At 70.7% G+C, this 26,342-nt stretch carries 28 protein-coding genes; 17 read left to right on the forward strand and 11 right to left on the reverse strand.

Going from position 1 to position 26,342, the window contains the following annotated elements:
- The first annotated feature begins 38 nt into the window (after positions 1–38).
- A complete protein-coding gene (gene era, locus ACWGKJ_RS05200; protein WP_385022897.1) occupies positions 39–980 on the forward strand; it encodes a GTPase Era in 942 nt (313 codons plus the stop codon).
- A gap of 104 nt (positions 981–1,084) precedes the next feature.
- Here era and ACWGKJ_RS05205 read toward each other — a convergent pair whose 3' ends face one another.
- Together ACWGKJ_RS05205 and ACWGKJ_RS05210 are read right to left on the reverse strand one after the other, a co-directional pair.
- Complete coding sequence (locus ACWGKJ_RS05205; RefSeq protein WP_453315671.1) at positions 1,085–1,351, reverse strand: protealysin inhibitor emfourin; 267 nt, start codon at positions 1,349–1,351, stop codon at positions 1,085–1,087.
- A gap of 51 nt (positions 1,352–1,402) precedes the next feature.
- Entirely contained in the window at positions 1,403–2,500 is a 1,098-nt protein-coding gene (locus tag ACWGKJ_RS05210) for a M4 family metallopeptidase (protein ID WP_385022893.1), read from the reverse strand.
- A 418-nt stretch (positions 2,501–2,918) separates the two neighbouring features.
- Here ACWGKJ_RS05210 and leuA point away from each other — a divergent pair, with 418 nt between their 5' ends.
- Positions 2,919–4,676, forward strand: coding sequence for a 2-isopropylmalate synthase (gene leuA, locus ACWGKJ_RS05215; protein WP_385022891.1), 1,758 nt, complete (start codon positions 2,919–2,921; stop codon positions 4,674–4,676).
- A gap of 302 nt (positions 4,677–4,978) precedes the next feature.
- Entirely contained in the window at positions 4,979–5,674 is a 696-nt protein-coding gene (locus ACWGKJ_RS05220; RefSeq protein WP_385022889.1) for a TerB family tellurite resistance protein, read from the forward strand.
- A 163-nt stretch (positions 5,675–5,837) separates the two neighbouring features.
- On the opposite strand, the gene ACWGKJ_RS05225 is transcribed toward ACWGKJ_RS05220, so the two are convergent.
- Complete coding sequence (locus tag ACWGKJ_RS05225) at positions 5,838–6,689, reverse strand: NAD(P)H-binding protein (protein ID WP_385022887.1); 852 nt, start codon at positions 6,687–6,689, stop codon at positions 5,838–5,840.
- Complete coding sequence (locus ACWGKJ_RS05230) at positions 6,689–7,114, reverse strand: nuclear transport factor 2 family protein (protein WP_385022885.1); 426 nt, start codon at positions 7,112–7,114, stop codon at positions 6,689–6,691. Before ACWGKJ_RS05230 ends, ACWGKJ_RS05225 begins: the two co-directional genes overlap by 1 nt.
- Positions 7,115–7,202: 88 nt before the next feature.
- On the opposite strand from ACWGKJ_RS05230, the gene ACWGKJ_RS05235 reads away from it, so the two are divergent.
- From ACWGKJ_RS05235 to ACWGKJ_RS05275, 9 genes are all read left to right on the forward strand, one after another.
- A complete protein-coding gene (locus ACWGKJ_RS05235) occupies positions 7,203–7,817 on the forward strand; it encodes a TetR/AcrR family transcriptional regulator (protein WP_385022883.1) in 615 nt (204 codons plus the stop codon).
- Positions 7,818–7,986: 169 nt separating this feature from the next.
- Entirely contained in the window at positions 7,987–8,289 is a 303-nt protein-coding gene (locus tag ACWGKJ_RS05240; protein ID WP_385022881.1) for an urease subunit gamma, read from the forward strand.
- Positions 8,286–8,705 carry an urease subunit beta gene (ureB, locus tag ACWGKJ_RS05245; RefSeq protein ID WP_453315672.1) on the forward strand — a complete coding sequence of 140 codons (420 nt, stop codon included), beginning with the start codon at positions 8,286–8,288 and terminating at the stop codon, positions 8,703–8,705. Before ACWGKJ_RS05240 ends, ureB begins: the two co-directional genes overlap by 4 nt.
- 1 nt (position 8,706) lies before the next feature.
- Positions 8,707–10,410, forward strand: coding sequence for an urease subunit alpha (locus tag ACWGKJ_RS05250; RefSeq protein WP_385022879.1), 1,704 nt, complete (start codon positions 8,707–8,709; stop codon positions 10,408–10,410).
- On the forward strand, positions 10,410–11,090 hold the full coding sequence (locus tag ACWGKJ_RS05255; protein ID WP_385022877.1) for an urease accessory protein UreF: 681 nt from the start codon (positions 10,410–10,412) through the stop codon (positions 11,088–11,090). Before ACWGKJ_RS05250 ends, ACWGKJ_RS05255 begins: the two co-directional genes overlap by 1 nt.
- A 190-nt stretch (positions 11,091–11,280) precedes the next feature.
- A complete protein-coding gene (gene ureG, locus ACWGKJ_RS05260; RefSeq protein ID WP_385022929.1) occupies positions 11,281–11,979 on the forward strand; it encodes an urease accessory protein UreG in 699 nt (232 codons plus the stop codon).
- The gene (locus ACWGKJ_RS05265) at positions 11,976–12,755 is read left to right on the forward strand and encodes an urease accessory protein UreD (RefSeq protein WP_385022875.1); all 780 of its coding nucleotides are present in this window, start codon (positions 11,976–11,978) and stop codon (positions 12,753–12,755) included. The genes ureG and ACWGKJ_RS05265 overlap by 4 nt, the downstream gene beginning before the upstream one ends.
- Before the next feature lie 139 nt (positions 12,756–12,894).
- Complete coding sequence (gene recO / locus ACWGKJ_RS05270) at positions 12,895–13,641, forward strand: DNA repair protein RecO (protein ID WP_385022873.1); 747 nt, start codon at positions 12,895–12,897, stop codon at positions 13,639–13,641.
- Positions 13,642–13,659: 18 nt separating this feature from the next.
- On the forward strand, positions 13,660–14,469 hold the full coding sequence (locus ACWGKJ_RS05275) for an isoprenyl transferase (RefSeq protein ID WP_385022871.1): 810 nt from the start codon (positions 13,660–13,662) through the stop codon (positions 14,467–14,469).
- Positions 14,470–14,553: 84 nt separating this feature from the next.
- On the opposite strand, the gene ACWGKJ_RS05280 is transcribed toward ACWGKJ_RS05275, so the two are convergent.
- The 4 genes from ACWGKJ_RS05280 to ACWGKJ_RS05295 all read right to left on the reverse strand — a co-directional run bounded on the left by ACWGKJ_RS05280 (position 14,554) and on the right by ACWGKJ_RS05295 (position 17,730).
- A complete protein-coding gene (locus tag ACWGKJ_RS05280) occupies positions 14,554–14,973 on the reverse strand; it encodes a Fur family transcriptional regulator (RefSeq protein ID WP_385022869.1) in 420 nt (139 codons plus the stop codon).
- Positions 14,974–15,029: 56 nt separating this feature from the next.
- Positions 15,030–15,923 carry a metal ABC transporter permease gene (locus ACWGKJ_RS05285; RefSeq protein ID WP_385022867.1) on the reverse strand — a complete coding sequence of 298 codons (894 nt, stop codon included), beginning with the start codon at positions 15,921–15,923 and terminating at the stop codon, positions 15,030–15,032.
- 2 nt (positions 15,924–15,925) lie between these two features.
- Positions 15,926–16,696, reverse strand: a complete 771-nt coding sequence (locus ACWGKJ_RS05290) for a metal ABC transporter ATP-binding protein (protein ID WP_385022927.1) — start codon at positions 16,694–16,696, stop codon at positions 15,926–15,928.
- 65 nt (positions 16,697–16,761) lie between these two features.
- Positions 16,762–17,730, reverse strand: coding sequence for a metal ABC transporter substrate-binding protein (locus ACWGKJ_RS05295; RefSeq protein ID WP_385022865.1), 969 nt, complete (start codon positions 17,728–17,730; stop codon positions 16,762–16,764).
- A 134-nt stretch (positions 17,731–17,864) separates the two neighbouring features.
- Here ACWGKJ_RS05295 and ACWGKJ_RS05300 point away from each other — a divergent pair, with 134 nt between their 5' ends.
- On the forward strand, positions 17,865–19,247 hold the full coding sequence (locus tag ACWGKJ_RS05300; RefSeq protein ID WP_385022863.1) for a glycine--tRNA ligase: 1,383 nt from the start codon (positions 17,865–17,867) through the stop codon (positions 19,245–19,247).
- 93 nt (positions 19,248–19,340) lie between these two features.
- On the opposite strand, the gene ACWGKJ_RS05305 is transcribed toward ACWGKJ_RS05300, so the two are convergent.
- The 3 genes from ACWGKJ_RS05305 to ACWGKJ_RS05315 form a co-directional block, all read right to left on the reverse strand.
- Positions 19,341–20,462, reverse strand: a complete 1,122-nt coding sequence (locus ACWGKJ_RS05305; RefSeq protein WP_385022861.1) for a hypothetical protein — start codon at positions 20,460–20,462, stop codon at positions 19,341–19,343.
- Positions 20,455–20,850, reverse strand: a complete 396-nt coding sequence (locus tag ACWGKJ_RS05310; protein ID WP_385022859.1) for a hypothetical protein — start codon at positions 20,848–20,850, stop codon at positions 20,455–20,457. The genes ACWGKJ_RS05305 and ACWGKJ_RS05310 overlap by 8 nt, the downstream gene beginning before the upstream one ends.
- Before the next feature lie 230 nt (positions 20,851–21,080).
- On the reverse strand, positions 21,081–21,554 hold the full coding sequence (locus tag ACWGKJ_RS05315; protein WP_385022857.1) for a MarR family transcriptional regulator: 474 nt from the start codon (positions 21,552–21,554) through the stop codon (positions 21,081–21,083).
- Positions 21,555–21,651: 97 nt separating this feature from the next.
- Between ACWGKJ_RS05315 and ACWGKJ_RS05320 the strand changes: the two genes are divergently transcribed.
- From ACWGKJ_RS05320 to ACWGKJ_RS05335, 4 genes are all read left to right on the forward strand, one after another.
- Positions 21,652–22,905 carry a PP2C family protein-serine/threonine phosphatase gene (locus ACWGKJ_RS05320; protein WP_385022855.1) on the forward strand — a complete coding sequence of 418 codons (1,254 nt, stop codon included), beginning with the start codon at positions 21,652–21,654 and terminating at the stop codon, positions 22,903–22,905.
- A gap of 178 nt (positions 22,906–23,083) precedes the next feature.
- Positions 23,084–24,823 carry a SpoIIE family protein phosphatase gene (locus ACWGKJ_RS05325; RefSeq protein WP_385022853.1) on the forward strand — a complete coding sequence of 580 codons (1,740 nt, stop codon included), beginning with the start codon at positions 23,084–23,086 and terminating at the stop codon, positions 24,821–24,823.
- Positions 24,820–25,908: a cobalamin B12-binding domain-containing protein gene (locus tag ACWGKJ_RS05330; RefSeq protein WP_385022851.1), complete on the forward strand. Its 1,089-nt coding sequence runs from the start codon at positions 24,820–24,822 to the stop codon at positions 25,906–25,908. The genes ACWGKJ_RS05325 and ACWGKJ_RS05330 overlap by 4 nt, the downstream gene beginning before the upstream one ends.
- Complete coding sequence (locus ACWGKJ_RS05335) at positions 25,905–26,327, forward strand: STAS domain-containing protein (RefSeq protein WP_385022849.1); 423 nt, start codon at positions 25,905–25,907, stop codon at positions 26,325–26,327. The genes ACWGKJ_RS05330 and ACWGKJ_RS05335 overlap by 4 nt, the downstream gene beginning before the upstream one ends.
- Positions 26,328–26,342 lie beyond the last annotated feature (15 nt).

Genomic DNA, 26,342 nt, shown 5'->3' on the forward strand with positions numbered 1-26,342 from the left:
GGTCGGCGCTCACCGGCCGATCGGGGAGAATGGGCGCCATGAGCGTTCACACCCAGTCATCCGAAGCCACCCACCGGGCTGGTTTCGCCTGCTTCGTCGGCCGCCCCAACGCGGGCAAGTCCACTCTCACGAACGCTCTCGTCGGCAAGAAGGTGGCCATCACCTCCAGCCGGCCGCAGACCACCCGCCACACCGTGCGTGGCATCGTGCACCGCCCCGACGCCCAGCTGATCCTGGTGGACACCCCCGGGCTCCACAAGCCCCGCACGCTGCTGGGCGAGCGGCTCAACGACGTCGTACGGACCACCTGGGCCGAGGTCGACGTCATCGGCTTCTGCGTCCCCGCCGACCAGAAGCTCGGCCCCGGCGACAAGTTCATCGCCAAGGAACTCGCCGGGATCAAGAAGACCCCGAAGATCGCCGTGGTCACCAAGACCGACCTGGTCGACGGCAAGCAGCTGGCCGAGCAGCTCATCGCCATCGACCAGCTCGCCGCGGAACTCGGCTTCGAATGGGCCGAGATCATCCCCGTCTCCGCCGTCGGCGACCAGCAGGTCTCGCTCCTCGCCGACCTGATCGCCCCGCTGCTCCCGCTGAGCCCCCCGCTGTACCCGGAGGGCGATCTGACGGACGAGCCCGAGATGGTGATGGTCGCGGAGCTGATCCGGGAGGCCGCGCTGGAGGGCGTACGGGACGAGCTGCCGCACTCCATCGCCGTCGTCGTCGAGGAGATGCTGCCCCGCGAGAACCGCCCCGCGGACAAACCGCTGCTCGACATCCACGCGAATGTGTACATCGAGCGGCCGAGCCAGAAGGGCATCATCATCGGGCCCAAGGGCGCGCGGCTGAAGGACGTCGGAATGAAGTCCCGCAAGCAGATCGAGGCACTGCTGGGCACGCCGGTCTTCCTCGACCTGCATGTGAAGGTGGCCAAGGACTGGCAGCGGGACCCGAAGCAGCTGCGGAAGCTCGGGTTCTGAGTCACCGGGCCGGGGCCTGAGCCGACCGGAATCCGGCCCGGAACACCTACCCGGTCGACGCCTGCCGTGGTGACCGCGTCATCCGGGTATAACGTTCACGCCGTTCACGCACCCTCTTTCAGTACCCGCGCGATCAGCGTCCGCTGGGCCTCGCTCAGCCGTGGGTCCGTGCAGTACACCGTCCGGTCGTCCACCGTGATGCGGTAGTTGAACCCGTCCGGCACTCCCTGGGGCGGTGCGTCGTGGCCTGTGGTCACCGCCTCTTCGGCCAGCTCGTGCCAGTCAGCCGCATCGGGCCGGGCCGAGGTGTCCACCTCGGCCCGGCGCTCGATACCGGCGAAGCCTCCCGTGCGCCTTACCTGGATACGCATGGGACGTGTCTACCCCCTGTCAGCCGTTTACGCGCCCGCCGGTACACCGGCTCACGCGCCTGTCGGGACGCCGACGGTGGACCAGGCCTTGGTCACCGCCTCCTGCTCGTCGCCGCTGCCGAAGCGGGCCCTGGCGGCCGCGACCGTCAGCCGCGCGAAGTCCGCGAAGCTTGCGTCCTTCGCCAGCTCGCCGCCGGTCAGGGTGTCGTACCAGATCTGGCCGGCCCGCTCCCACGCCTTTCCGCCCAGGGCGTCCGCCAGCAGATAGAAGGCGTGGTTGGGGATGCCGGAGTTGAGATGGACGCCGCCGTTGTCGTCGGTGGTCCTGACGTAACCCTTCATCGTCGCGGGCTGCGGGTCCTTGCCGAGCACATCGTCGTCGTACGCGGTGCCCGGTGCCTTCATCGAGCGCAGGGCGACCCCCGAGACATGCGGGGCGAGGAGGCCGGCGCCGATCAGCCAGTCGGCCTGGTCGGCGGTCTGGCCCAGGGCGTACTGCTTGATGAGCGAGCCGAAGACGTCCGAGACCGACTCGTTGAGCGCGCCGGACTGGCCGGAGTACGCCAGGTTCGCGGTGTACTGCGTGACGCCGTGGGTGAGTTCGTGGCCGATGACGTCCACCGGGATGGTGAAGTCGAGGAAGATCTTCCCGTCTCCGTCGCCGAAGACCATCTGACTGCCGTCCCAGAAGGCGTTGTTGTACTTCCGGTCGTAGTGGACGCTCGCGTTGAGCGCCAGCCCCTTGCCGTCGATCGAGTACCGCCCGTACGCCTTGAGGTACAGGTCGAAGGTGGCGCCGAGGCCCGCGTACGCCCGGTTGACCGTCGCGTCCTTGCCCGGCTGCGCTCCCTCCGCGCGGACCTCGGTGCCGGGCAGCTGGGTGCCGTGACCCGCGTCGTAGATGGTGCGCTTCGGCTTCTTGTCCGCCGGGTCGGCGGGCCCGGAGGCACCGCCCGCGTCGCGCACGGCGGCGGCCGTGGCCGTCCGGCGCCTGCCCCGGTGCGAGTCGTCCGCTTCGAGGGTGCGGCGGGCGGGCTCGGAGAGCTCCGGGTCGTCGGCGTCGGCGAGCTTGGAGAGGATGTGCGGCGGAATGATCGTGCAGAGGACGGGGCGAGCGGTCGGACCGGTCAACTCAGGCGTGTCAGTCATGTCTTCGAAGGTGGCACTGCGTAAGTGACTTGTCACTGGTTGCGACGGTTATTGACGAGAAAGAGTGACTTCTGGAACCGGCCGGTCTGGTTCGGACCTTGCCCCGGTCCGGCGGGATGCGACGTTGGACACAGTGTCGGTCCCTGGGGCGGCTGCGAGCCGTGCGGTGCCGGGGCCGGGCCCCGGCACCGCACCGGGCCGGGTTCGCCCCAGGCATCCGCCGGTCCGCATACTGATACGGAAGCGGCGTTCCCGGCGCCGCTGGGCTAGGCTGCGGAACATCATGCGTTTCGGGCTGCTTCTCCTTAGCTGCCGCGGCGAGGGCCTGTAGTCGTAGGCCGACCCCCTCCCCGCGGAGTCTGGTGCTGCAGCGGCACAGTCGGCCTTCCCCCGCCGGATCCCGAGGAGCCCCACGCAGATGTCGCACCCCACGCCGATCACCAACGCCACCCGGATGCAGAAGCCGTCCGGAATGCCGGTGCACAAGTACGGCCCGTACGAGGCCGTCGAGATCCCCGACCGCAGCTGGCCCGACAACCGCATCACGCGGGCCCCCCGCTGGCTCTCCACCGATCTGCGCGACGGCAACCAGGCGCTGATCGACCCCATGTCACCGGCGCGCAAGCGCGAGATGTTCGACCTGCTGGTGAAGATGGGCTACAAGGAGATCGAGGTCGGCTTCCCCGCATCGGGCGACACCGACTTCAACTTCGTACGCTCGATCATCGAGGAAGAGGGCGCGATCCCCGAGGACGTGACCATCTCCGTCCTGACCCAGGCCCGTGAGGACCTGATCGAGCGCACCGTCGAGTCGCTGCGCGGCGCCCGCCGCGCGACCGTGCATCTGTACAACGCCACCGCCCCGACCTTCCGCCGGGTCGTCTTCCGCGGCTCCAAGGAGGACATCAAGCAGATCGCCGTGGACGGCACCCGCCTGGTGATGGAGTACGCCGAGAAGATCCTGGGCCCGGAGACGACCTTCGGCTACCAGTACAGCCCGGAGATCTTCACCGACACCGAGCTGGACTTCGCCCTGGAGGTCTGCGAGGCGGTCATGGACGTCTGGCAGCCCGAGGCCGGACGCGAGATCATCCTCAACCTGCCCGCCACCGTGGAGCGTTCGACGCCGTCCACGCACGCCGACCGCTTCGAGTGGATGTCGCGGAACCTGTCGCGGCGTGCGTACGTATGCCTGTCGGTGCACCCGCACAACGACCGCGGCACCGCCGTCGCCGCCGCCGAACTGGCCATCATGGCGGGCGCCGACCGTATCGAGGGCTGTCTGTTCGGGCAGGGCGAGCGCACCGGCAACGTCGACCTGGTGACGCTGGGCATGAACCTGTTCAGCCAGGGCGTCGACCCGCAGATCGACTTCTCGCAGATCGACGAGGTGCGCCGCACCGCCGAGTACTGCAACCAGATGGAGATCCACCCGCGCCACCCCTATGCGGGCGACCTGGTCTACACCTCCTTCTCCGGCTCCCACCAGGACGCCATCAAGAAGGGCTTCGACGCGATGGAGGCCGAGGCGGCCGCGCAGGGCAAGACGGTCGACGACATCGAGTGGGCCGTCCCCTATCTGCCGATCGACCCCAAGGACGTCGGCCGCTCGTACGAGGCCGTGATCCGGGTCAACTCGCAGTCCGGCAAGGGCGGTATCGCGTACGTCCTGAAGAACGAGCACAAGCTGGACCTGCCGCGCCGGATGCAGATCGAGTTCTCGAAGATCATCCAGACGAAGACCGACGCCGAGGGCGGCGAGGTCACACCGAAGGACATCTGGGCGATCTTCCAGGACGAGTACCTGCCCAGCTCCGCCGACGACGACGCCCGCTGGGGCCGGATCCAGCTGCGTTCCGGCCAGACCACCACGGACACCGACGGCCGGGACACGCTGACCGTCGAGGCCGTCGTGGACGGCGTCGAGACAGCGCTGTCGGGCACCGGCAACGGTCCGATCTCGGCCTTCTTCGCCGCGCTGTCCGAGACCGGTGTGGACGCCCGGCTGCTGGACTACCAGGAGCACACGATGAGCGAGGGTGCGAGCGCGCTGGCCGCCTCGTACATCGAGTGCGCGATCGACGGCAAGGTCATGTGGGGCATCGGTATCGACGCCAACACCACCCGGGCCTCGCTGAAGGCGGTCGTCTCGGCGGTCAACCGGGCCGCCCGCTGACGCAGCGCGTCCCCCGCACGGCCGGGGCCGTACCCGAGGTGTTCTTACGGGTACGGCCCCGCTTGCGAAATTTCGGGCCTCCGGTCCACGCGGACCCCATTTGACCTCATCATTCACGGCTCCCGGCCGTGCACGGCGAGGGGCGGGACCAAGCCATCTCCCGTCAGGGTGCTGACGGCACATCATCGATGTGGCTAACATCACGTCCACATGACGGCCCTGTGTCCGACGGAACAACCGGGGGACACGGGCGTGGTGGAGCGCAACGCAACGGAGCGTTGCCGGTGTTACGGAGGTGAGCCGTGCTGTCAATCCGTGGACGCGGCGGCAGGAAGTCGATCGTCTGGTCCGTGCGCACCTCCTGGGACACGGTCGGCGACGGCGAGTTCTTCTGCGCGGACTGCGGCGGGGACCGCAACTACCGCCGTCTGAACGGCCGCAGGCGGCTGACCGTGCTCGGAGTGCCGCTCCTCTCGCGTGGCCGCACCGGCCCGGTGGTCGAATGCTCCGCCTGCTGGACGCAGTTCTCCACCGACACCCTCGACCGCCCCACCACGACACGCTTCTCGGCGATGCTGCGCGACGCCGTTCACACCGTGACGCTCGCCGTCCTCACCGCCGGCGGCACCGGCTCCCACGCGGTGGTCGAGACCGCCGTCTCCACGGTCCGGGCCGCCGGATTCGACGAGTGCACCGAGGAGCAGCTGACCGCCCTGGTCGACGCGCTCGCCGCGGACACCGGCCGCTTCGTCACCGACGCCGAGCCGTGCGGGGCCGCGCTCACCATCGAGCTGCACGAGTCGCTCCAGCCGCTGGCGCCCCATCTCGCCCCGGTCGGCCGGGAGTCGATCCTGCTGCAGGGCGCCCGGATCGCCCTCGCCGACGGACCGTACAGCCCCGCCGAGCGTGAGGTGCTCGCGACGGTCGGCGGCGCGCTCCAGCTCTGCACGGAGGACACCGCCAGGCTGCTGGTGGCAGCGGCGCGTACGCCCTCCTGAGGGTGCTCGGCGCCGGACGGGTCTTCCGCCGGGGGCGGCCGTGCTTCGGCGCTGCGGCTGGGCTCCGGCGCTGCGACGGTGCTCCGGCGCCGCGGCCGTGCCCGGGGCCCTGGCGCGACCGGGGGCCTGGACCCGTGACCCGTACCCGTACCTGTGTACCGCGTCAGGCCGTCGCGCGCTCCGCGAAGGTACGGAAGTCGCGCGGCGGGCGGCCGGTGAGCCGCTGGACGGTGTCCGTGGTGCGGTCCTCGGCTCCGGCGGCGATGGCCCGGTCCAGGTCGGCGAGGAGTGCGGCGAATGCCTCGGGTACGACGGAGGCGAGCCGTTGCCGCAGTTCGCCGTGGCTCAGCTGCCGGTGGGTGACGGGGCGGCCGGTGATCCCGGTGAGGAGGGCGGCGACCTCACGGTGGCTCAGCGCCTCGGGGCCCGTGATGACCAGGTCGGTGTCGGGTGCCTCGGCGTCGGTCAGCGCGTGTACGGCGACGGCGGCGATGTCGTCCGCGTCCACGAACGCGACGCGGCCCTCGCCGGTCGCGGTCTCGATGATCCCGCGGTCCCGGATGCTCCGGGCGTGGACGTGGTCGCCGGTGAAGTTCTGCATGAACCACGAGGGGCGCAGCACGGCCCACTCGTCGAACAGTTCCGGCAGGGCCCGGTGCACCTGGCCGACGCCGGGGCCGCCCGCGGGGATCGCCGATGAGCTGAGCAGTACCGCACGCCGCACACCTGCCGTACGGGCCCGCCGCAGGAAGGGCAGCATGACGGCCGCCGGGTCCGGCGCTCCGGGCGGTGGGACCAGGTAGACCCGGTCGGCGCCGGTCAGGGCCTCGGCGTGGGTCGCGGGGTCGTTCCACTCGAAGCGGACGGCCTCGGCGCCCTCCACGGGGGTGCCGTGGCGGCCGGCCGCCCTGACCCGGTGCCCGGCCGCCGCGAGCCGGGCGGTGACCCGGCTGCCGGTGGTGCCGGTCGCGCCGGTGACGAGGACGGCGCCGGGGGTGGTGCCGGATGCTGCCATCAGTGGCTCCCGGTGAAGTCGGCCGCCGTGTCCCGGAGGATGGTGAGCGGGTTCCAGTAGTCGCGGTAGTGGGTGATGAGGCCGTTGTCGAAGGTCACCACGGCGATATAGGTCATGTCGAAGGGGCTGCCGGTCCGCACCAGCCGCCCCACCCCGCGCATCTCGGTCACGATGGTCCGCGGGGAGGTGGTCCGGTGGATCTCGACGGAGGGGAAGTCGTGGAGGTCGATGTGGCCGGGGTAGCCGCGCATGTAGTCGGCGATCGCCGCCCTGCCCTCCAGCCGCCGGGGCCAGCCGTCAGGTGCGAAGGGGAACTCGAAGACGCCGTTCTCGTCCCAGAGGCCGACCCAGCCTTCGATGTCCTTGTCCAGCAGCAGTCGCAGGCCGTGGCGGTACAGGTCCGCCGGCGCCGTGTCCGTGGTCATGGGTGCTCCGTCCCGTACGATGCGGACCCAGGGTCCGTTTCGCTCGAAGATACGGACCGCTGGTCCGCTTCGCAACTGGAGGTCACGTATGCCCGACCGCAAGCCACGCAAGGACGCGGCCCGCAACCGTGCGGCGGCCTTCGCGGCGGCCGATGACCTCTTCGCCCGCTGTGAGAGCCCCGACGCCGTCACGATGGCCGATATCGCGGCGGCGGCCGGGGTGGGCAAGGCGACGCTCTTCCGTGCCTTCGGTGACCGCACCGGTCTGATCCGCGCGCTGTACGGAGCGCGGCTCGAACCGGTCAGGAGCGCGGCCGATGAGGGCCCGCCGCCTCTGGGGCCGGCCGCTCCGCCACTGCTGCGCGTACCGGCCCTGCTCGACGCCCTGCTCTGCTTCAAGCTCGACAACCGCCACCTCGCGCTGGCCCTGGAGGGTACGGGGGGCGGTGGCGCCGGACCTTACCGGGCAGAGCACTACGAGTGGTGGCACGGGCTGCTGCGCGGTGCGCTGGAGGAGATCCCCGGGCTTGCCGGCGACAGCGACTTCACGGCGCACGCGCTGCTCGCCGCCGTCCGTGCCGACCTCGTGGAACACCTCGTCGGCCAGGAGCGGACAGGTCGTGAACGGATGCGCTCCCAGCTGGCGGCCTTCACCGCCCGGGTGCTCGGATCCGCGGCCGGATCCGGTGCGACGAAGGGCTGAATGCGGGAGAGATTTTGTACCGTTTGCCCGTATTTAGTGGGTCATAACCCCAGAAGGGGACTTTTTATAGTGCGCCGAAAGTTGCCACAGTGCCTTCGGCGGGTTTATAAGAGGGATGTGGCTGTGGCGATTCCGGGAATTCCGGGGGCTGCCGCCATGGAGGTTCCCCATGCTTCTCACTCCGTCCGACACGGAGAAATTGCTGCTGAGCGTCGCAGGAATGGTCGCCCGTGACCGGCGTGAACGCGGTGTACGTCTGAACTACCCCGAGGCGGTTGCGCTGCTCGCCTGCTGGGCGATGGAACGAGCCCGTGAAGGCGCCCGTGTCGCCGAGCTCATGGCGGCGGGCAGGTCCGTCCTGACCCGCGCTGACGTGCTCGAAGGCGTACCGGAGATGCTGCAGGACGTCCAGGTCGAGGCGACGTTCCCGGACGGGCGCAAGCTCGTCACGATCACCGCGCCGATCCCGTGATTCCCGGCGAGATCCGCACCGGTCCCGGTGTACTCGAAATCAATGAAGACCTGATGCAATTGCGCCTCTCCGTGGTGAATGACGGCGACCGTCCCATTCAGATCGGCTCGCATTTTCATTTCGCCGACACGAATTCATTCCTTTCTTTCGACCGGGCTGCGGCCGAGGGATTCAGACTCGATATTCCGTCCGGCACCTCGCTGCGCTTCGAGCCCGGCGTCGGCGCCGAGGTGACGCTGGTCGAGCTCAGCGGACGGCGGGCGGTCCCCGGCCTCGTACTGCCTGGCGCCCGCCACCGGACATGCGAGGCACCCACCGCGCCGCCGAAACCCACCGCGCCGCCGAAACCCACCGTGCCCCCGGCGCCCACCGCGCCGCCCGCGCCCGGAGCACCCGCACGGACGGAGGAAGGCTGAGATGGCCCGGATGACCCGCGCCGCCTACGCGGCGCTCTACGGACCCACCACCGGGGACCGGATCCGCCTCGCCGACACCGACCTCTGGATCGAGGTCGAGGAGGACCACTGCTTCGGCGGCGACGAAGCGGTCTTCGGCGGCGGCAAGTCCATCCGCGAGTCCATGGCCCAGGCCACCGCCTCCCGCGCCGAGGGCGCTCTCGACCTGGTCATCACCAATGCCGTGGTGCTCGACCACTGGGGCGTCGTCAAGGCGGACGTCGGCATCCGCGCGGGCCGTATCGTCGCGCTCGGCCGGTCCGGCAATCCGGATATGAGCGAGGGGGTCCACCCCGGCCTGGTGATCGGCCCCGGCACCGATGTGGTGTCCGGCGAGGGGCGCATCCTGACCGCGGGCGCCATCGACACCCATGTCCACTTCCTGATGCCGGAGACCCTCCACGAGGCGCTCGCCACCGGCACCACCACCGTGATCGGCGGCGGCACCGGGGCCAGTGAGGGGTCCAAGGCGACCACCGTCACCCCCGGCGCCTGGAACCTCGCGATGATGCACCGCTCCCTGGACCGGGTGCCACTCAACGTCATGCTGTTCGGCAAGGGCTCCACCGTCGGCGACGACTCCCTGCGCGAGGCCGCGCTCGGCGGTGCCGGCGGCTACAAGGTCCACGAGGACTGGGGCGCCACGCCCGCCGCCATCGACGCCGCCCTGCGCGCGGCCGACACCTACGGACTCCAGGTCGCGCTGCACGGCGACAGCCTCAACGAGGCCGGTTACGTCGAGAGCACCCTGGCCGCCATCGGCGGACGCGGCATCCATGTCTTCCACGCCGAGGGCGCGGGCGGCGGCCACGCCCCCGACATCATCACGGTCGCCTCGCACCCCCACGTACTTCCCGCGTCCACCAATCCGACGCTCCCGCACACCGTGAACACCGTCGCCGAGCATCTCGACATGCTGATGGTCTGCCACCACCTCAACCCCCGGGTGCCCGAGGACCTGGCGTTCGCGGAGTCCCGTATCCGTGCGTCGACCATCGCGGCCGAGGACGTCCTGCACGACATCGGCGCGCTCTCCATCACCTCGTCCGACGCCCAGGCCATGGGCCGGATCGGAGAGGTCATCTGCCGCACCTGGCAGGTCGCGCACACCATGAAGCAGCGCTTCGGGGACCGCAGCACGGAGCTTCCCGCGGACAACGAGCGGGCCCGTCGCTATATCGCCAAGTACACGATCTGCCCGGCCGTCGCCCACGGCATCGACCATGTGGTCGGCTCCGTCGAGCCCGGCAAACTCGCCGACCTGGTGCTCTGGGACCCGGCGTTCTTCGGGATCAGACCCGCCGCCGTGCTCAAGGGCGGCATGGTGGTCAGCGCGCCACTCGGCGACGCCAACGCGGCGATCCCCACCACCCAGCCGGTCCTGCTCCGCCCCACGGCGGCGGCCGGTGCCGCCCCGCACCTCTCGGTCAGCTTCGTCGCCCCGGCGGCCCTGGCCGACGGTCTCGCCGAACGCCTGGGTCTGGAAAGGGAGTTGGTCGCTGTACGGCCCACCCGCCACCTCACCAAGGCGGATCTGCCCAACAACACCGCGCTCCCGGCGATCGACGTCGACCCCGAGACCTTCGCCATCCGGATCGACGGCGAACTCGTCGAGCCCGCCCCGGCCGCCGAACTGCCGCTCACGCAGCGGTACAGCATGTTCTGATGCGTACCTCCGGGCTCGCACCCCTGCTGCTCGCCGACGGGCGGCTGCCGGTCGGCGCGTACACCTACAGCGCCGGGCTCGAACCGGCCGTGGCGGCCGGGCTCACCCGCGACCGGATCCCGGCGCTCCTGCGGGCCAGGCTGCACACCACCACCGTCACCGAGGCCGCAGCCGCGGTGCTGGCGCTGCGGGCCGCGCGACAGGACCCGGTGGACTATGCCCCCGTACAGCGGGCGCTCGCGGCCAGGACGCCGGTGGCGCCGATGCGTGCGGCGTCGGCGGCGCTCGGCCGGGGCGTGCACCGGCTCGCCCGCAGGCTCGCGCCCGGCCATCCGGCGGTCACGGCGCTCACCACGGCGTGCACGCCGAGCCTGCGCCCCCTGCGGCCCATCACGCTGGGCGCGCTCGGCGCCGTGCTCGACGTGCCGGACGAGGACCTCGCGTACGGCGTCGTCTACGACGAACTCCAGACGGTGGCCGCAGCCGCGCTGAAGCTGCTTCCCGGCGATCCGCTCGACTCGGTGGCGTGGATCCTCGCCGCCGGTCCCGAGGCGGCCGACGCGGTGGCCGAGGCCCTCGCCGTACGGACACCGGACGAACTGCCCGCAAGGGCGGGCCTGCTCACCGAGGAGTGGGCCCTCGCACACGACCGACGAGAACGGAGACTCTTCCTTGCCTGAGAACGCCCCCCGCCTGCCCGGCAACGGCCCCCGCCTGCCCGGCAACGCCCCCCGTCAGTCCGGGGACGCCCCCCGCCCGTCCGGGAGCGACCCCCGGACCGAGCACCGGCTCCAGGACCCGTACCCGTACGCGCACCCGGTCGGCGACCGCGCGCCGGAGCCGCCCCTCAACCAGCACTTCAACGAACCGCTGAACCAGCCGAGGGCCCTGCGCCTCGGGGTCGCGGGGCCGGTCGGCACCGGCAAGAGCTCGATCCTGGCGACCCTCTGCCGGGCGCTCGCCGACGAACTCTCCATGGCCGTCGTCACCAACGACATCTACACCGACGAGGACGCCCGCTTCCTGCGGTCGGCGGGGGTCCTGCCCACCGAGCGCATCCGCGCCGTGGAGACCGGCGCCTGCCCGCACACCGCGATCCGCGACGATGTCAGCGCCAACCTGGACGCGGTCGAGGACCTCGAAGAGGCGTACGGGCCGCTCGACCTGGTGCTCATCGAGAGCGGCGGCGACAACCTCACCGCCACCTTCAGCCCGGCGCTCGCCGACGCACAGCTCTTCTGCATCGATGTCGCGGGCGGCGGCGACGTGGCCCGCAAGGGCGGGCCCGGTATCACCGGGGCGGACCTCCTCGTCATCAACAAGACCGACCTCGCACCGTATGTGGAGGTCGACGTCCCGGCGATGGTCGCCGACGCGGAGGCCGCCCGTGACGGTCTCCAGGTGCTGGCCCTCTCCAAGCACGACCGGGCCTCGGTCACCGAACTGGCCGACTGGGTACGGGCGTTGCTCGTACGCCACCGCTCCGGCACCCATGTGCCCAGCGACCCGGGCCCGATGGCCCCGCACTCCCACAGCCACGGTGACGGCGAAGGCCACAGTCACCCATGACCGGGCCCGACGGCGACGGCGACGGTGGCGGCGACCGTGGGGCCGGGCCCGACGACGGCGGCACCGACCCCACGGTCGTCGCCGTCGAGCGCGACACGGCGGGCCGCGATGTGCCCCGTGAACTGCGCCCCGGCGCCTTCCTGGCACCGCGCCCGCTGCTCCCCGCCCCGGACGGGCTGCACCTCGCCCTGGTCGGGACCCGGGCCGGGCTCCTGGCGGGCGACGCGCTGACCCTGCGCATCACGGTCGGGGCGGGCGCGCGGCTGCACCTGGTCGAACCCGCCGGGCTCGTCGCGTACGACCACCGCGGCGGCACATCGGCCTGGCACGCCCGCGTCGAGATCGCGGAGGGCGGCGAACTCACCTGGGACGCCCAGCCGTTCGTGGTCTCGTCCGGGGCGGACGTCCTGCGCACGATGGACATCGGGCTGGCCGCCGGTGCCCGGATGCTCTGGCGCGACACCCTGGTCCTGGGGCGCTCCGGCGAGCGGGGCGGCAGGGTACGGGCGACGACCCGTGCCACATACGACGGCGCGGACCTGCTGGTCGAGGAGCTTGACCTGCGCGACCCGGAGATCAGGGAACTGCCCGGCATCCTCGGCGCCCACCGCGTCATCGGCTCGGTCACCGCACTCGGCGCCACCCCGGGCGGCCCACCTCACCCGTACCGCACGGACCTGGCGGGACCGGGGGCGCAGGTGCGGCTGCTCGACACGGTGGCCCCGGCGGTCGACGCGGATCTCACGGCGGTGTGGGAGGAGTGGCGCCGCGCCTGAGCACGGGCGGCGGGAACAGAACCCGGACAGGCCGGGAGCGGGCCCGGAGGCCCGTTGGCCTCAATCGCCCGCCGGGCTTGATTCAGTCGGTGCGGGGCTCCCGCGAACCGGGCTCCGCGCGTACGGGACAATGGGCCCCATGAGTCTTTTCCGTGACGACGGGGTCGTCCTGCGGACTCAGAAGCTGGGTGAGGCCGACCGCATCATCACGCTGCTGACCCGGGGCCACGGGCGGGTGCGCGCCGTCGCGCGGGGCGTGCGGCGTACGAAGTCCAAATTCGGGGCGCGGCTGGAGCCGTTCTCCCATGTCGATGTGCAGTTCTTCGCGCGCGGCAGTGAACTCATCGGTCGCGGGCTCCCGTTGTGCACCCAGAGTGAGACCATCGCTCCGTACGGTGGCGGTATCGTCAGTGACTACGCCCGCTACACGGCCGGCACGGCCATGCTGGAGACGGCGGAGCGCTTCACCGACCACGAGGGCGAGCCGTCCGTCCAGCAGTATCTGCTGCTCATCGGCGGGCTGCGCACCCTGGCCCGCGGTGAGCACGCCCCGAATCTGATCCTCGACGCGTTCCTGCTGCGCTCGCTCGCCGTCAACGGCTACGCGCCCAGCTTCGAGGACTGCGCGAGGTGCGGTCTGGAGGGGCCCAACCGGTTCTTCTCGGTGGCGGGTGGCGGAGCGGTGTGCGGCGACTGCCGGGTGCCCGGCAGCGTCGTACCCTCTGCGGAGGCCGTCGGGCTGCTCAGCGCACTGCTGACGGGGGACTGGACGACGGCCGACGCGGCCGAGCCGCGGCATGTCAGGGAGGGCAGCGGGCTCGTATCGGCCTATCTGCACTGGCACCTGGAGCGCGGGCTGCGCTCGTTGCGTTACGTAGAGAAGTAGTGAGAGGGAGACGAGCACATGGCACGACGCGGGATGCTGGGGCGTAGCAAGCGCGAGTACAGGACCCCCGACGCGCACCCGTCGGGCGCCCGCCCGCCGAAGATCCCGGGCGAACTGGTGCCGAACCATGTGGCGGTCGTCATGGACGGCAACGGCCGCTGGGCCAAGGAGCGCGGGCTGCCGCGCACCGAGGGCCACAAGGTCGGCGAGGCCACCGTGCTCGAAGTGCTCAACGGCTGTATCGAGATGGGCGTCAAGAACCTCTCGCTGTACGCCTTCTCGACCGAGAACTGGAAGCGCTCGCCCGACGAGGTGCGCTTCCTGATGAACTTCAACCGCGATGTCATCAGGCGCCGCCGGGACCAGATGGACGAGCTGGGGATCCGGATCCGCTGGGTCGGCCGGATGCCCAAGCTGTGGAAGTCGGTCGTCCAGGAGCTCCAGGTCGCACAGGAGCAGACCAAGGACAACGACGCGATGACGCTGTACTTCTGCGTCAACTACGGCGGCCGTGCGGAGATCGCCGACGCGGCGCAGGCCATCGCCCGCGATGTGGCGGAGGGCAGGCTGGACCCGGCGAAGGTCAATGAGAAGACCTTCGCGAAGTACATCTACTACCCGGACATGCCGGACGTGGATCTCTTCCTGCGCCCCAGCGGTGAGCAGCGCACGTCCAACTATCTGATCTGGCAGAGCGCGTACGCCGAGATGGTCTTCCAGGACGTCCTCTGGCCGGACTTCGACCGCCGCGACCTGTGGCGGGCCTGCCTCGAATACGCCCAGCGGGACCGGCGGTTCGGCGGCGCGATCGAGGAGACGACCGCCTGAGCGTCCCGGTCCGGGCACAGACGGCCGGGCCGGGGGCGCAAGTGCACCCCCGGCCCGGCTCTCCGTGACAGATCTTGGCCCGGCTCAGCTCTCCGTGCCGGACTCCGCGCACTCCGCGCAGGTCCCGAAGACCTCCACCGTGTGCGCGACGTTCACATACCCGTGCTGCGCCGCGATCGACTCGGCCCACTTCTCCACCGCCGGCCCCTCCACCTCGACGGCCTTGCCGCAGCTGCGGCAGACCAGATGGTGGTGGTGCTCACCGGTGGAGCAGCGCCGGTAGACGGACTCGCCGTCGCCCGTGCGCAGCACATCGACCTCGCCCGCGTCTGCCAGCGACTGGAGCGTGCGGTAGACGGTGGTCAGCCCGACCGAGTCGCCCCGGTGCTTGAGCACATCGTGCAGCTCCTGGGCGCTGCGGAACTCGTCCACCTCGTCGAGCGCCGCGGCCACCGCGGCCCGCTGCCGGGTCGACCGGCCTCGTACTGGTGCTCCCGCGGTCACAGGTGCCTCCTCGCCGTGCGTCGCCGCCCATGTGTCGGGCCATTGTGCCAGCTCCGTCAGGTCCCGGCGGATTCCACCGGCGGACGCGCCGCCGGAAGGCCGGGGCCGCACGCGGCCTCCGCCGCTTCCGCGGCCCGTGCGCGGCGCCTCGCCAGGGGCGCGGCGAGCGCGGTCAGGGCCACGAAGACGGCGATGGCCAGCAGCACAATTGTCGCTCCCGGCGGCACGTCCTGGTAGTAGGAGGTGACGGTTCCGGAGAGCGTCACGGCCGTACCGATCACCACGGCCAGTCCGAAGGTGGCCGCGAACGACTTGGTCAGCTGCTGTGCGGCGGCCACCGGGACCACCATCAGCGCGCTCACGAGCAGCAGCCCGACCACCCGCATGGCGACCGTGACGGTGACGGCCGCGGTGACCGCGATGAGCAGATTGAGCACCCGCACCGGCAGCCCGGTGACCCGGGCGAACTCCTCGTCCTGGCTGACCGCGAAGAGCTGCCTGCGCAGCCCGAGCGTGACCAGGACCACGAACGCGGCCAGGACGCAGATCGCGGTGACATCGCTGTCCGAGACGGTCGCGAGCGAGCCGAAGAGGTACGACGAGAGGTTGGCGTTGGAGCCGGTGGGGGAGAGGTTGATCAGCAGTACCCCGCCGGACATGCCGCCGTAGAAGAGCATGGCCAGCGCGACGTCCCCGCGCATCCGGCCGTAGCTGCGGATCAGCTCCATCGAGACGGCGCCGACGACCGAGACCAGCGTCGCCATCCACACCGGGCTGGAGTTGAGCAGAAAGCCCAGGCCCACCCCGGTCATGGCGATGTGGCCGATGCCGTCGCCCATCAGCGCCTGGCGGCGCTGGACGAGATAGATGCCGATGGCGGGGGCGGTGATGCCGACCAGGACGGCGGCGAGCAGGGCCCGCTGCATCAGGGCGCTCTGGAGAAGTTCCATGATCAGCTCAGCAGTCCTGTCCTGGCCGGCTCGGCCGGCGCGTGCGGGTGTACGTGGTCGTGTCCGGGCAGCGCATGCACGCCCAGCGCCTCCGGGGGCGGACCGTCGTGGGTGACACAGCCGTCCCGCAGTACGACAGCGCGGTCGATCAGCGACTCCAGCGGGCCCAGTTCGTGCAGCACCAGCAGCACGGTGGTCCGGGCGGCCACCTGCTCGCGCAGCGTCGAGGCGAGGATCTCCTGGCTGGCCAGGTCGACCCCGGCCATCGGCTCGTCCATGATCAGCAGTTCCGGCTCGGACGCCAGCGCCCTGGCGATCAGCACCCGCTGGTGCTGGCCCCCGGAGAGCGCGCCCACCGAGTCGCCGGCCCGGTCGCCGAGCCCCACCAGCTCGATGGCGTGCGAGACCGCCGCCCGGTCGGCCTTCGACGGCCACCGCAGCCTTGTCCGGGCGAGCCGCCCGGACGAGACGACCTCGCGCACCGTCGCGGGCACCCCGCCGGCCGCCGTGGTGCGCTGCGGTACGTAACCGACCCGCGCCCACTGCCGGAACCGGCCCAGCGGGCTGCCGAACAGCTCGACCGAGCCGCCCGTGAGGGGGACCTGGCCGATCACCGTGCGTACGGCGGTCGACTTGCCCGAGCCGTTGGCGCCGAGCAGGGCGACGACCTCGCCGCGGTGCACGGTGAGATCGATGCCGCGCAGCACGGGGCGCGAGCCGAGTGCGGCGGTGGCACCGCGTACGGAGATGACGGGTTCCGGTTCCATGTCCATGGCGCGTGCCTCCGGTGCGGTCGCGGGTGCGGTGCCGGGCCCGGACGGTCCGGCTTTCGGTGCGGTCACTTGGCGCCGAGTGCCTTCTGGAGTGCGACCAGGTTGGACTTCATGACCTGGAGGTAGTCGCGTCCCCTGGACTTGTCGGTGATGCCCTCCAGCGGGTCCAGCACATCGGTCTTCACATGCAGGTCGGATGCGAGGGTTTTCGCGGTGTCGGGGTTCGCGATCGTCTCGAAGAAGACCGTGTTGACGTGGTGCTTCGCGGCGAGGGCGTGCAGGTTCTTCATACGCGAGACGCTGGGCTCGCTCTCCGGGTCGATACCGCTGATGGCCTCCTCGGTGAGGCCGTACCGCTCGGCGAGGTAGCCGAAGGCGGCGTGGGTGGTGACGAAGGTGTCGGACGTGCGGTGCTTCAGGCCGTCGGCGTACTGCTTGTCGAGGGCGTCGAGCTTCTTCACCAGGGCGTCGGTGTTCCTGCGGTAGTCGGCCTTGTGCTTCGGGTCCGCCGCGGCGAGTGTCTTGTCCACGCCCTTGGCGACCTGGGCGTACCGCACCGGGTCCAGCCAGATGTGCGGGTCGAGACCGGCTTCGCTCTCCGAGTGGGAGTCGTTGTTCCCGGTCGTGTGGTGGTGGCCGTCGACCTCGGTGCCGTGCTTTTCGAGCGTGGTCATCGAGGCGGCGTCGGCGGTGTGCTTCACGCCGGACTGCTTGATCGCCTCGTCCACGGCGGGCTGGAGCCCCTTGAGATAGACGATCGCGTCCTCGTCGGAGAGGGCGACGGTCTGCTTCGGGCTGAGTTCCAGGTCGTGCGGCTCGACACCCGGCTTCGTCAGGTTGGTGACGGAGACATGGTCGCCGCCTATCTGCTGGGTCAGGTACTGGAGCGGATAGAACGACGCCACGACGTGCAGCTTGCCGTCCTTGTGGTCGGCGCTGGATGAGGAGGAACCGGAGCAGGCGGAGAGGGCGACCAGTCCGGCGGCGACCGCTGCGGAGACGGCTGTGGCGGGTATGAGGCGTCGTACGTTCATGACAGTCATTTTCAACAAAAGTGGAAACGATTGTCAACAAGGGTCCGTGCGGGAACCGATTTGATCCGGGGGGTGGAGCCGCCGGTAACCTGAGGTATTCCGCTGTTCGTCATCGTCGTAATGAAGAGAGCACCGTGGCCGCCGACAAGATCGACACCATCGTCAGCCTGAGCAAGCGCCGTGGCTTCGTCTACCCCTCCAGTGAGATCTACGGTGGTCAGCGCGCCGCCTGGGACTACGGGCCGCTGGGTGTCGAGCTGAAGGAGAACCTGAAGCGCCAGTGGTGGCGCTACATGGTCACCGCGCGCGAGGACGTGGTCGGGCTCGACTCGTCGGTCATCCTGGCCTCCGAGACCTGGGAGGCGTCCGGCCATGTCGCGACCTTCTCCGACCCGCTGACCGAGTGCACCTCCTGCCACAAGCGGTTCCGCGCGGACCACCTGGAGGAGGCGTACGAGGAGAAGCACGGCCGCGCGCCCGCCAACGGCCTCGCCGACCTCAACTGCCCCAACTGCGGAAACAAGGGCACCTTCACCGAGCCCAAGAACTTCTCGGGTCTGCTCTCCACCCACCTCGGCCCGACCCAGGACAGCGGCTCCATCGCCTATCTGCGGCCCGAGACGGCCCAGGGCATCTTCACCAACTTCGGCCAGGTGCAGCAGACTTCGCGCAAGAAGCCGCCGTTCGGCATCGCGCAGATGGGCAAGTCCTTCCGGAACGAGATCACTCCGGGCAACTTCATCTTCCGCACCCGCGAGTTCGAGCAGATGGAGATGGAGTTCTTCGTCAAGCCGGGCGAGGACGAGCAGTGGCAGGAATACTGGATGGAGCAGCGCTGGAACTGGTACCGGGACCTCGGTATGCGCGAGGAGAACATGCGCTGGTTCGAGCACCCGAAGGAGAAGCTCTCCCACTACTCGAAGCGCACCGCCGACATCGAGTACCGCTTCCGCTTCGGCGGCAGTGAGTGGGGCGAGCTGGAGGGCGTCGCCAACCGCACCGACTACGACCTCGGCGCGCACTCCAAGGCGTCGGGCACCGACCTCTCCTACTTCGACCAGGAGAAGGGTGAGCGCTGGACGCCGTACGTCATCGAGCCCGCGGCGGGTGTCGGCCGGGCGATGCTGGCCTTCATGCTCGACGCGTACATCGAGGACGAGGCGCCCAACGCGAAGGGTGTCATGGAGAAGCGCACCGTGATGCGCCTCGACCCGCGCCTCGCGCCGGTCAAGGTCGCGGTCCTGCCGCTCTCCCGCAACCCGCAGCTCTCGCCGAAGGCCAAGGGCCTGGCGACCGATCTGCGCCGCAACTGGAACATCGAGTTCGACGACGCGGGCGCCATCGGCCGCCGCTACCGCCGCCAGGACGAGATCGGCACGCCGTTCTGTGTCACGGTCGACTTCGACACGCTGGACGACAACGCGGTGACGGTCCGCGAGCGCGACACGATGAAGCAGGAGCGTGTCTCGCTGGACCAGATCCAGTCGTACCTCGGCGGCCGGCTGCTGGGCTGCTGACCCGGCACGACACCGGCACCACGGAGGGCCCCGGTCCCGCTTCGGCGGGGGCGGGGCCTCCTGCGTGGGGGCGTCCGCGGGCCGGCCGGGCCGTCAGAAGGCCAGCCGGCCGCGTACGACGGCGGACAGCTCACGGTCGGGCGGCAGCGGCTGGTCGCGCAGCCCGGATTCGGTGATCCTGTCCAGCAGTTCGTCGAAGCCGAACAGGAACGACCTGTCTCCCAGGGTCCGGTCGAACTTCGCCGCGTTCTTGCGGGAGGCCTCGTAGATGTCGCCGGATCCGAGATCGATTCCGGAGCGTTCCGGGTTGGCCTGGTCCTGCGAGAGCCATTCGATGTGCGTGTGCAGATGGCCCTGCCTGATGAAGGAGTCCATATAGGAGTCGGTCACGCTCACTTCGGCCCGCGTCGTGTGGACGCGCACCCGCTCGTCGAGCAGCTGGAGCACATGGAGATTCTTCAGTGCGAGATGCGCGGAGTCCATCGTCGGCCACGGCAGCCCCGAGTGCTTGACGAAGGGCACCAGGGAGAGGAAGGCGATGTGGTCACAGACGCACTCCTCGATGAGCGGACTGGACGGTGTCAGACCGCCCACGATTCCGTCCACGTCGAAACCGCTCACGCCGGACGCGTACGTGCCGTGTGCGGAGGAGAATCTTCCGGCCCACTCCCGCACGATGGCGAGTGAGTCGTCGCTCCATTGTCGGGCCCTCTCCGGTGCCTTGCGCAGCAGGATGTGGCACACCTCGTGCGCGATGGTGAACAGTTCCTGTGTGAGGGCCAGCGTCAGGATGGTGTCGGAGGCCGCGGCGACGGGCGCGCACTGCTTGCGCAGGAGTTCGTGGGCGAGGGAGAGATAGTACGCGGAGTCGAGATGGCCGGTGAGATAGAGCCGGTGGCCCGCCAGCCGGTACAGGCACGCCAGGACCTGTTCGGGATCGGCCTCGTTGAGCGCCAGATTGGTCAGGGCGCGGAAGATCCGGCCGAGTTGCTGGTCGTAGACGACGTACTCCCCGGTTCCGCTCAGGAAGTGCGAGGGCCGGGCGTGAAAGGAATCAACGACCACGAAGGGCGGCGGTTCGCTCTCCACGCGGAGCAGGTCCGCCTCTCTCCGCCAGAACAGCCGGAACAAGTCCTCGTACTGGCCGGACCAGGCGGGCTGCACCCGGTCGAAGCAGTCCTCGCCGTAGAGGGTCTTCAGATAGACGCTATCCATGACGACCCGTGGGGCGCCCGGCGGCTTCAGGGCCGTCGGCGCTGTCGGGGCTTTCAGGGCCGTCGGTGCTTTCAGGGAGTGCGGCGAGTCTGCTCTGGACGCGGTCCAGGATCCTGTTCGCCTCCTTCTCCGTGTAGCCGCTCAGCTCAAGACCGTCGATCACCACCTTGGTGACTTTCCGCTGCTCGGTGCGTGAGCGGATCCACGTCCGGAAGTACGGAAAGGTGGCGGCGCTCAGTGCGATGAGAATCTGGAGCGTGGCTTCGCCGTCGAAGGGCCGCTGTTCCGTCCGTTCCCCCGCCGCGGCGACGCCTTGCGCAAGCGTTTCGAGCTCGTCCGCCGCCCGGGACTCCTGACTGCTGACGGCCACGATGACATGGATCGGCATGGCTCCCCTTCGGTTGCGGCCGCTTCGGAGAGCCCCGTCAAGTGGGCGCCCGGACGCGGGTGTTGAGCGTACGGTCAGATTAGGCGGCCGTCGGCTCCCCGGGGCCGGGACCGGCCGGTTCGCACCCCGCAGAGGTGAATCGGCGGCTGATTTCCTCGTACGCCCCGGGCCACCGCCCGGACAGTGGTAAGGGTGCGTGAAGTGGTGCGGGTGAAGGCCGCGGACAGGCGCTACTCCGGGACCGGGTGGGTCTCGGTGACGGCCTCGCAGAACGCGGTCAGCCCGACGGTCAGCGCGTCGCGTGCGTCGGGCGCCATCCGGCTCATGGCCAGGCGCAGGGCCTGCTCGCGGCGGCGCCGGATCTCACGCAGGTGCGCAGCGCCGGCCTCGGTGAGGTCCAGCCGCGTCTCGCGCCGGTCCTCGGGGCGCGGGGTCCTGCGGAGGAATCCGGCGGCCTGCAGCCGGTCGCAGAGACGGGTGGCGGAGGGGGCCGCCACCGACAGATGCCGGCGGAGCGCGCTCAGGCTGATGCCGGGCTCCCGCTCGATGATGTACATCACGCGGATCTGGGAGGACGAGACCGGCGCGGTGCTCAGGGCGTCGCGGCCGTGCTCCCAGGCGGCCTCCAGGAGCTCCAGCATGGGGCCGACCTCGGGCAGGGTCCCGGGGGCCTGTGGGTGGTGACGGACGGAGTCCTCGCGCATGTGAAACTCCCGATGGTCCACGATGGGCTCGTACCGGCTGGTCGATCTGAGCAGCTTTGCGTAATGAAGATATGTCAAGGAAAGCAGGTTCCTGCCGGTGGAGAGACCCTGTGCGGTCGAACGCATGCTGCGTGAGGCCGCCCCGCACGAGGTTTTCGACGTGCTCCGCGCCCTCATCGAACGTCGGCACCATGCGGTGGCCGTCGAACTCCTGATGGCCGACTACGCCATGGTGGAGCTGCAGCCGGTGGGTGTTCTTGCTCACACCGGGCCGCCGATCGCGCTCCACGACAGCCCGGCGGGACGCGCGTTCAGCACCCAGGAGCCGCAGTACGACCATGACTCCACTGCTGCCACGGTGACCATCTCGGTGCCCGTCAGCGTCCGCGGCGACCGGCTGGGGGTCCTGAGCGTCACCCTGCCCGCGGACGCGGACGGAGCACCGGACCGGGACGGTGCAGCGGGCGGGGACGTAGCACCGGGCAGGGACGGTGCAGCGGGCCGGGACGGAACGGGTGCGGAAACGGCGGAACGCCTCCTGGAGTACGCGGACGCCCTGGCGCACGAGATCATCGTCGCGGACCGGGACACCGACCTGTTCCTCCGGGCCCGCAGGACCGAGCGGCTGACCCTGGCCGCGGAGATGCAGTGGCAGTTGCTGCCCGGCCGCTCCTGTTCCCGGCCCGAGTACAGCATCGGAGCCCAACTGGAGCCCGCCTATGCCATCTTCGGCGACAGCTTCGACTGGTCGGCCTCCGCCGACGATCTGATCCTCACGGTCAGCAACGGCATGGGCGAAGGAATCGACGCCGCCCTGCTCACCGGTCTCACCATCAACGCGCTGCGCAACGCCCGCCGCGCCGGCCTGGACCTGGCGGGCCAGGCCGGCCTCGCCGACCAGGCCGTCTACGGCCAGCACCAGGGACTCCAGTACCTCTCCACGTTGCTGCTCCGCTTCCACCTTCCCACCGGGAACGTGGAGATCATCGACGCCGGTTCGCCCCGCATCTGGCGGCTGCGGGCAGGAGTCGTCGAACCCATCGAGCTTCAGCTGCAGATGCCGCTCGGGATGTTCGAGGACACTCCCTACACGCCACAGCACTTCACGGTCGAGCCCGGCGACCGGCTGCTGTTCATCAGCGACGGTGTCTACGACGCCCTGTCCCCGGCGGGTGAGAAGTACAGCCTCCGGGCCCTGGCCAGGGCGGTCACCGGGACGAGCCGGCTGCCCGCCTCGCAGGTGCCCAGCGCGATGCTGGAGGAGCTGCTGGGGCACCGGGGTTTCGGTCCCGCCGCCGACGACTCCCTCGTCGTGTGCCTCGACTGGCACGGGCGCCCGGCCGCAGGCTGACGGGGACGCGGCGACCGGGCTTCTCCGGGGGCGGGTTGCCATGACGCGGGCGGGTGCGGGATGGTTGCCGTCAGGTAACTAATTTCGCGTGCAGTGATGCGTCCTGGGATGCGGCCGGCGATCCGTCGGGCGACCCGTCAGGAGAGGTGGTGCGGTCCGTTTCGGACGGCCCCCTTTCATGGTCTCTACCGAGGGATATTCCGTTACGAAGACCGAGCAGGTTCCGGCGTCCGGTGTGTGGAACCTGGCCCCCTGTCCCGTGATCGCGGCCGACCGGGCCGGCACCGTCACCGACGTGAATCCGGCGGCGGCCCGTCTGCTGGAGGGTGCGCGGCCCGGCGCGAGCATGGCGGACGCGGTCCCGGACTGGCTGGCCCGCGCCCACCTGGCGGCAGGCGGACCGGCCGACACTCCGGACCCGGACGCCCTTCCCGCGGCCCCGGGTTCTTCGGCCCCGGGTCCGCTCCCGGGTTCTTCGGTCCCGGCTCCGCCGGTTCCTGCTGCTCCGGTCTCGGGGCGGATCGCCGCGCGGAGCTTCGAGGCGCATCCCACCCGGGGCCAGGACGGGCACGTGGTGTGGTGGCTGGTCGACAACACCGGCAGGCGGGTCGCCGAGGAGGCGCTCACCGCGGAGCGGCAGCGCACCGCGTTCCTCGCGGAGGCGTCCAACGTCCTGCTGGCCTCGCTGAACACCGACCGCTGCATGAGCGCCACCGCGCAGCTCGCCGCAGAGTACCTGGCGGATGTGGCCGTCGTCGTCGCCCCGGACGCGGGCCGCAGGCTGCCGGTCGCGAGGGCCGTCGCCGGGCAGGACGTCACCCGTACCCTCGTCACCGCGGACCCGGCGCAACTCCCGGGCCTCAGCGAGGCGTTGCAGGGCTTCCCGCCGGTGCCCTCCCGCTGGATAGACCCGGCCGCGCTGCCCGACTGGGTGCTCCCGCCCGGCTTCACCGGGTCGGTCGGGTCGGTCGTCGTGACCCCGCTGCCCGGACACGGGGTGCCGGCCGGGGCCCTGATCCTGGTGCGCGGCTCCGGCCACAGCGGGTTCACCGAGAGCGAGGAGGTCTTCGCCCGGCTCTTCGCCGCACGCGCGGGCGCCGCGCTCTCCGCCGCACGCCTCTACGCCGAGCAGAGCGACATCACCCGGACCCTCATGAGGGATCTGCTGCCGCCCCCGCTGCACCGGACACACGGAGTGGAGTTCGCCGGGGGATACCGGCCGGCCGGCGACAGGGAGCGGGTGGGCGGTGACTTCTACGACGTCCACCCGGGCGCCACCGAAGCCGATGCCTCTCTCGTCGTCCTGGGCGATGTCTGCGGAAAGGGGCTGGACGCCGCCGTCCTGACCGGGAAGATCCGCAACACCCTGCAGGCGCTGATGCCGATGGCCGACGACCACCAGCGGATGCTCCAGCTCCTCAACGGGGCGCTCCTCAACTCCCACCACGCCCGTTTCGCCACCCTGGTGCTGGCCTCCGTGCTGCGTACGGAGAACCAGGTCCGGCTCCGTCTCACCTCGGCCGGCCACCCGGTCCCTCTCGTCGTACGGACCGACGGCACCGTCGAGGAGATCCCCACCAGCGGCACCCTCATCGGGGCCATCCCGCAGGTGGAGGCCGGCACCGTCGAGGTCGCGCTGCTCCCCGGCGACACGTGCCTGCTCTACACCGACGGGATCACGGAGGCCCGTGGCGGGCCGCTGGGCGACGAGCTGTACGGCGAAGAACGGCTCAAGCGGGCCCTGGCCGAGTGCGCGGGCATGCCGGGTGAGGCCGTCGTCGAGCGGATCCAGATGCTCGCCGCCCAGTGGCTGCGGGAGAACAGCCACGACGACATGGCCCTCGTCGCCATCACCGCCCCCCGGACCGCCCACCTGAGCGCGGTGAACGGCCACACCCGGGGCAGGTACACCGCATGAACGGAACAACCACGGACCGGCAGGCTCTCCGGGACCAGCTGTGGACCGCAGTGACGGACCGCGACGAGTACGGCGCCGCGGGCATCGTCTTCGCCGCGCTGGACGGGGGGATGGACGCCGAGGACGTCCTCCTGGACCTGATCGCCCCGGTCCAGGCGAGGGTCGGCACCGAGTGGGCGGCCAACCGCCTCACGGTCGCCCAGGAGCACGCGGCCAGTGCCATAGCCGAGCGGGTCATCGCCGCCCTCGCCCATCGCCCGGCCCACCGCGCCGCACCCCGTCTGGGCCGTATCACCGTGGCCTGTGTCGACCAGGAGTGGCACGTCCTCCCGGCCAGGCTCCTCGCCGAGGTCCTCACCCTGAGGGGCTGGCAGGTCGACTTCCTCGGCGCCCAGGTGCCGACCCCGCACCTCATCGACCATCTGCACAGCAGAGGCGCGGACGTGGTCGCGCTCTCCTCCTCCGTCCCCACCCGGCTGCCCACCGCCCACTCCGCGATCAGCGCCTGCCAGGCCGTCGGTGTACCCGTCCTGGCGGGCGGGGCGGCCTTCGGGCCCGACGGCAGGTACGCGCGTCTGCTCGGCGCCGACGCCTGGGCCCCCGACGCGCGCAGTGCGGCGCGGCAGCTCGCGGAGGGCATCGCCCGTCCCGGCTCCGGCGGCGGGCCGCAGCCGGCCGAGGGCGGCCTGCTCCACCTCTCCGACCAGGAGTACACACTCGTCGCCCGCTCCCGGCGCCAGCTCGTCAGAGAGGTCCTGACGCGGCTGGAGGAGCGGTTCCCGGCGATGGCGGCCTACAGCCAACAGCAGCGCGAGCGCACCGCGGAGGACATCGCGCACATCGTGGAGTTCCTGGCCGTCGCCCTCTACACCGATGACGACGACCTGTTCACGACCTTCATGGTCTGGACCGCCGGCATCCTGACCGCCCGTGACGTCCCGGCCAGGTCCCTGCACCCCGCCCTGGACGTCCTGGCGGCCGAACTCAAGGATTTCCCCCGGTCGGTGCGGCTGCTGGACGGGGCACGGCGCGCCCTGGACGGTACCCCCGCCCCGGCCGGCCGACACCCCGGAGCCCTCGCATGACCACCCCGGCCCGCCCGTACTTCACCCTCACCGTCGAAGCGGGGCCGGGCACCGCACTCGTACGTATCGCCGGTGACCTCGACTACGACACCAGCGACGAACTCACCGAGCGGGCCCACGCGCTTCTGGCAGCCGAGCCGACCCCGCGCGAGCTGCACCTCGACTGTGCCCAGCTGCGGATGTGCGACTCCATGGGTCTGTCGACGCTGCTGATGCTCCACCGCGGCACCAGCGCCCGCGGCATCACGCTCCATCTGGACGCCGTCCCGCCCTTCCTGGAACGCATGCTGGACATCACGGGCACCCGGCAGCTCTTCGTACTGGAGGCGGCGCCCCGGGAGAGCGAGCGGACGTCCACGGACGAAACCGCAGTCGCCCCTCGTCCGGGCGGGCGGACGAAGGGCGACTGCGGGCAGTAGGGGCCTGGCTCAGTA

The organism is Streptomyces sp. NPDC054757, from assembly GCF_053612185.1.

Bases quoted from the DNA above. Each gene is read 5' to 3' on its own strand.
- ACWGKJ_RS05255 (WP_385022877.1), top strand. From the start codon at position 10,410: ATGCGTACCTCCGGGCTCGCACCCCTGCTGCTCGCCGACGGGCGGCTG.
- ACWGKJ_RS05240 (WP_385022881.1), top strand. From the start codon at position 7,987: ATGCTTCTCACTCCGTCCGACACGGAGAAATTGCTGCTGAGCGTCGCA.
- ACWGKJ_RS05265 (WP_385022875.1), top strand. From the start codon at position 11,976: ATGACCGGGCCCGACGGCGACGGCGACGGTGGCGGCGACCGTGGGGCC.
- ACWGKJ_RS05225 (WP_385022887.1), bottom strand. From the start codon at position 6,689: ATGGCAGCATCCGGCACCACCCCCGGCGCCGTCCTCGTCACCGGCGCG.
- ACWGKJ_RS05295 (WP_385022865.1), bottom strand. From the start codon at position 17,730: ATGAACGTACGACGCCTCATACCCGCCACAGCCGTCTCCGCAGCGGTC.
- ACWGKJ_RS05310 (WP_385022859.1), bottom strand. From the start codon at position 20,850: ATGCCGATCCATGTCATCGTGGCCGTCAGCAGTCAGGAGTCCCGGGCG.
- recO (WP_385022873.1), top strand. From the start codon at position 12,895: ATGAGTCTTTTCCGTGACGACGGGGTCGTCCTGCGGACTCAGAAGCTG.
- ACWGKJ_RS05325 (WP_385022853.1), top strand. From the start codon at position 23,084: ATGGTCTCTACCGAGGGATATTCCGTTACGAAGACCGAGCAGGTTCCG.
- ACWGKJ_RS05305 (WP_385022861.1), bottom strand. From the start codon at position 20,462: ATGGATAGCGTCTATCTGAAGACCCTCTACGGCGAGGACTGCTTCGAC.
- leuA (WP_385022891.1), top strand. From the start codon at position 2,919: ATGTCGCACCCCACGCCGATCACCAACGCCACCCGGATGCAGAAGCCG.
- ACWGKJ_RS05230 (WP_385022885.1), bottom strand. From the start codon at position 7,114: ATGACCACGGACACGGCGCCGGCGGACCTGTACCGCCACGGCCTGCGA.
- ACWGKJ_RS05250 (WP_385022879.1), top strand. From the start codon at position 8,707: ATGGCCCGGATGACCCGCGCCGCCTACGCGGCGCTCTACGGACCCACC.
- ACWGKJ_RS05330 (WP_385022851.1), top strand. From the start codon at position 24,820: ATGAACGGAACAACCACGGACCGGCAGGCTCTCCGGGACCAGCTGTGG.
- ACWGKJ_RS05335 (WP_385022849.1), top strand. From the start codon at position 25,905: ATGACCACCCCGGCCCGCCCGTACTTCACCCTCACCGTCGAAGCGGGG.
- ACWGKJ_RS05210 (WP_385022893.1), bottom strand. From the start codon at position 2,500: ATGACTGACACGCCTGAGTTGACCGGTCCGACCGCTCGCCCCGTCCTC.
- ACWGKJ_RS05275 (WP_385022871.1), top strand. From the start codon at position 13,660: ATGGCACGACGCGGGATGCTGGGGCGTAGCAAGCGCGAGTACAGGACC.
- ACWGKJ_RS05315 (WP_385022857.1), bottom strand. From the start codon at position 21,554: ATGCGCGAGGACTCCGTCCGTCACCACCCACAGGCCCCCGGGACCCTG.
- ACWGKJ_RS05290 (WP_385022927.1), bottom strand. From the start codon at position 16,696: ATGGACATGGAACCGGAACCCGTCATCTCCGTACGCGGTGCCACCGCC.
- ACWGKJ_RS05285 (WP_385022867.1), bottom strand. From the start codon at position 15,923: ATGGAACTTCTCCAGAGCGCCCTGATGCAGCGGGCCCTGCTCGCCGCC.
- era (WP_385022897.1), top strand. From the start codon at position 39: ATGAGCGTTCACACCCAGTCATCCGAAGCCACCCACCGGGCTGGTTTC.
- ACWGKJ_RS05205 (WP_453315671.1), bottom strand. From the start codon at position 1,351: ATGCGTATCCAGGTAAGGCGCACGGGAGGCTTCGCCGGTATCGAGCGC.
- ACWGKJ_RS05235 (WP_385022883.1), top strand. From the start codon at position 7,203: ATGCCCGACCGCAAGCCACGCAAGGACGCGGCCCGCAACCGTGCGGCG.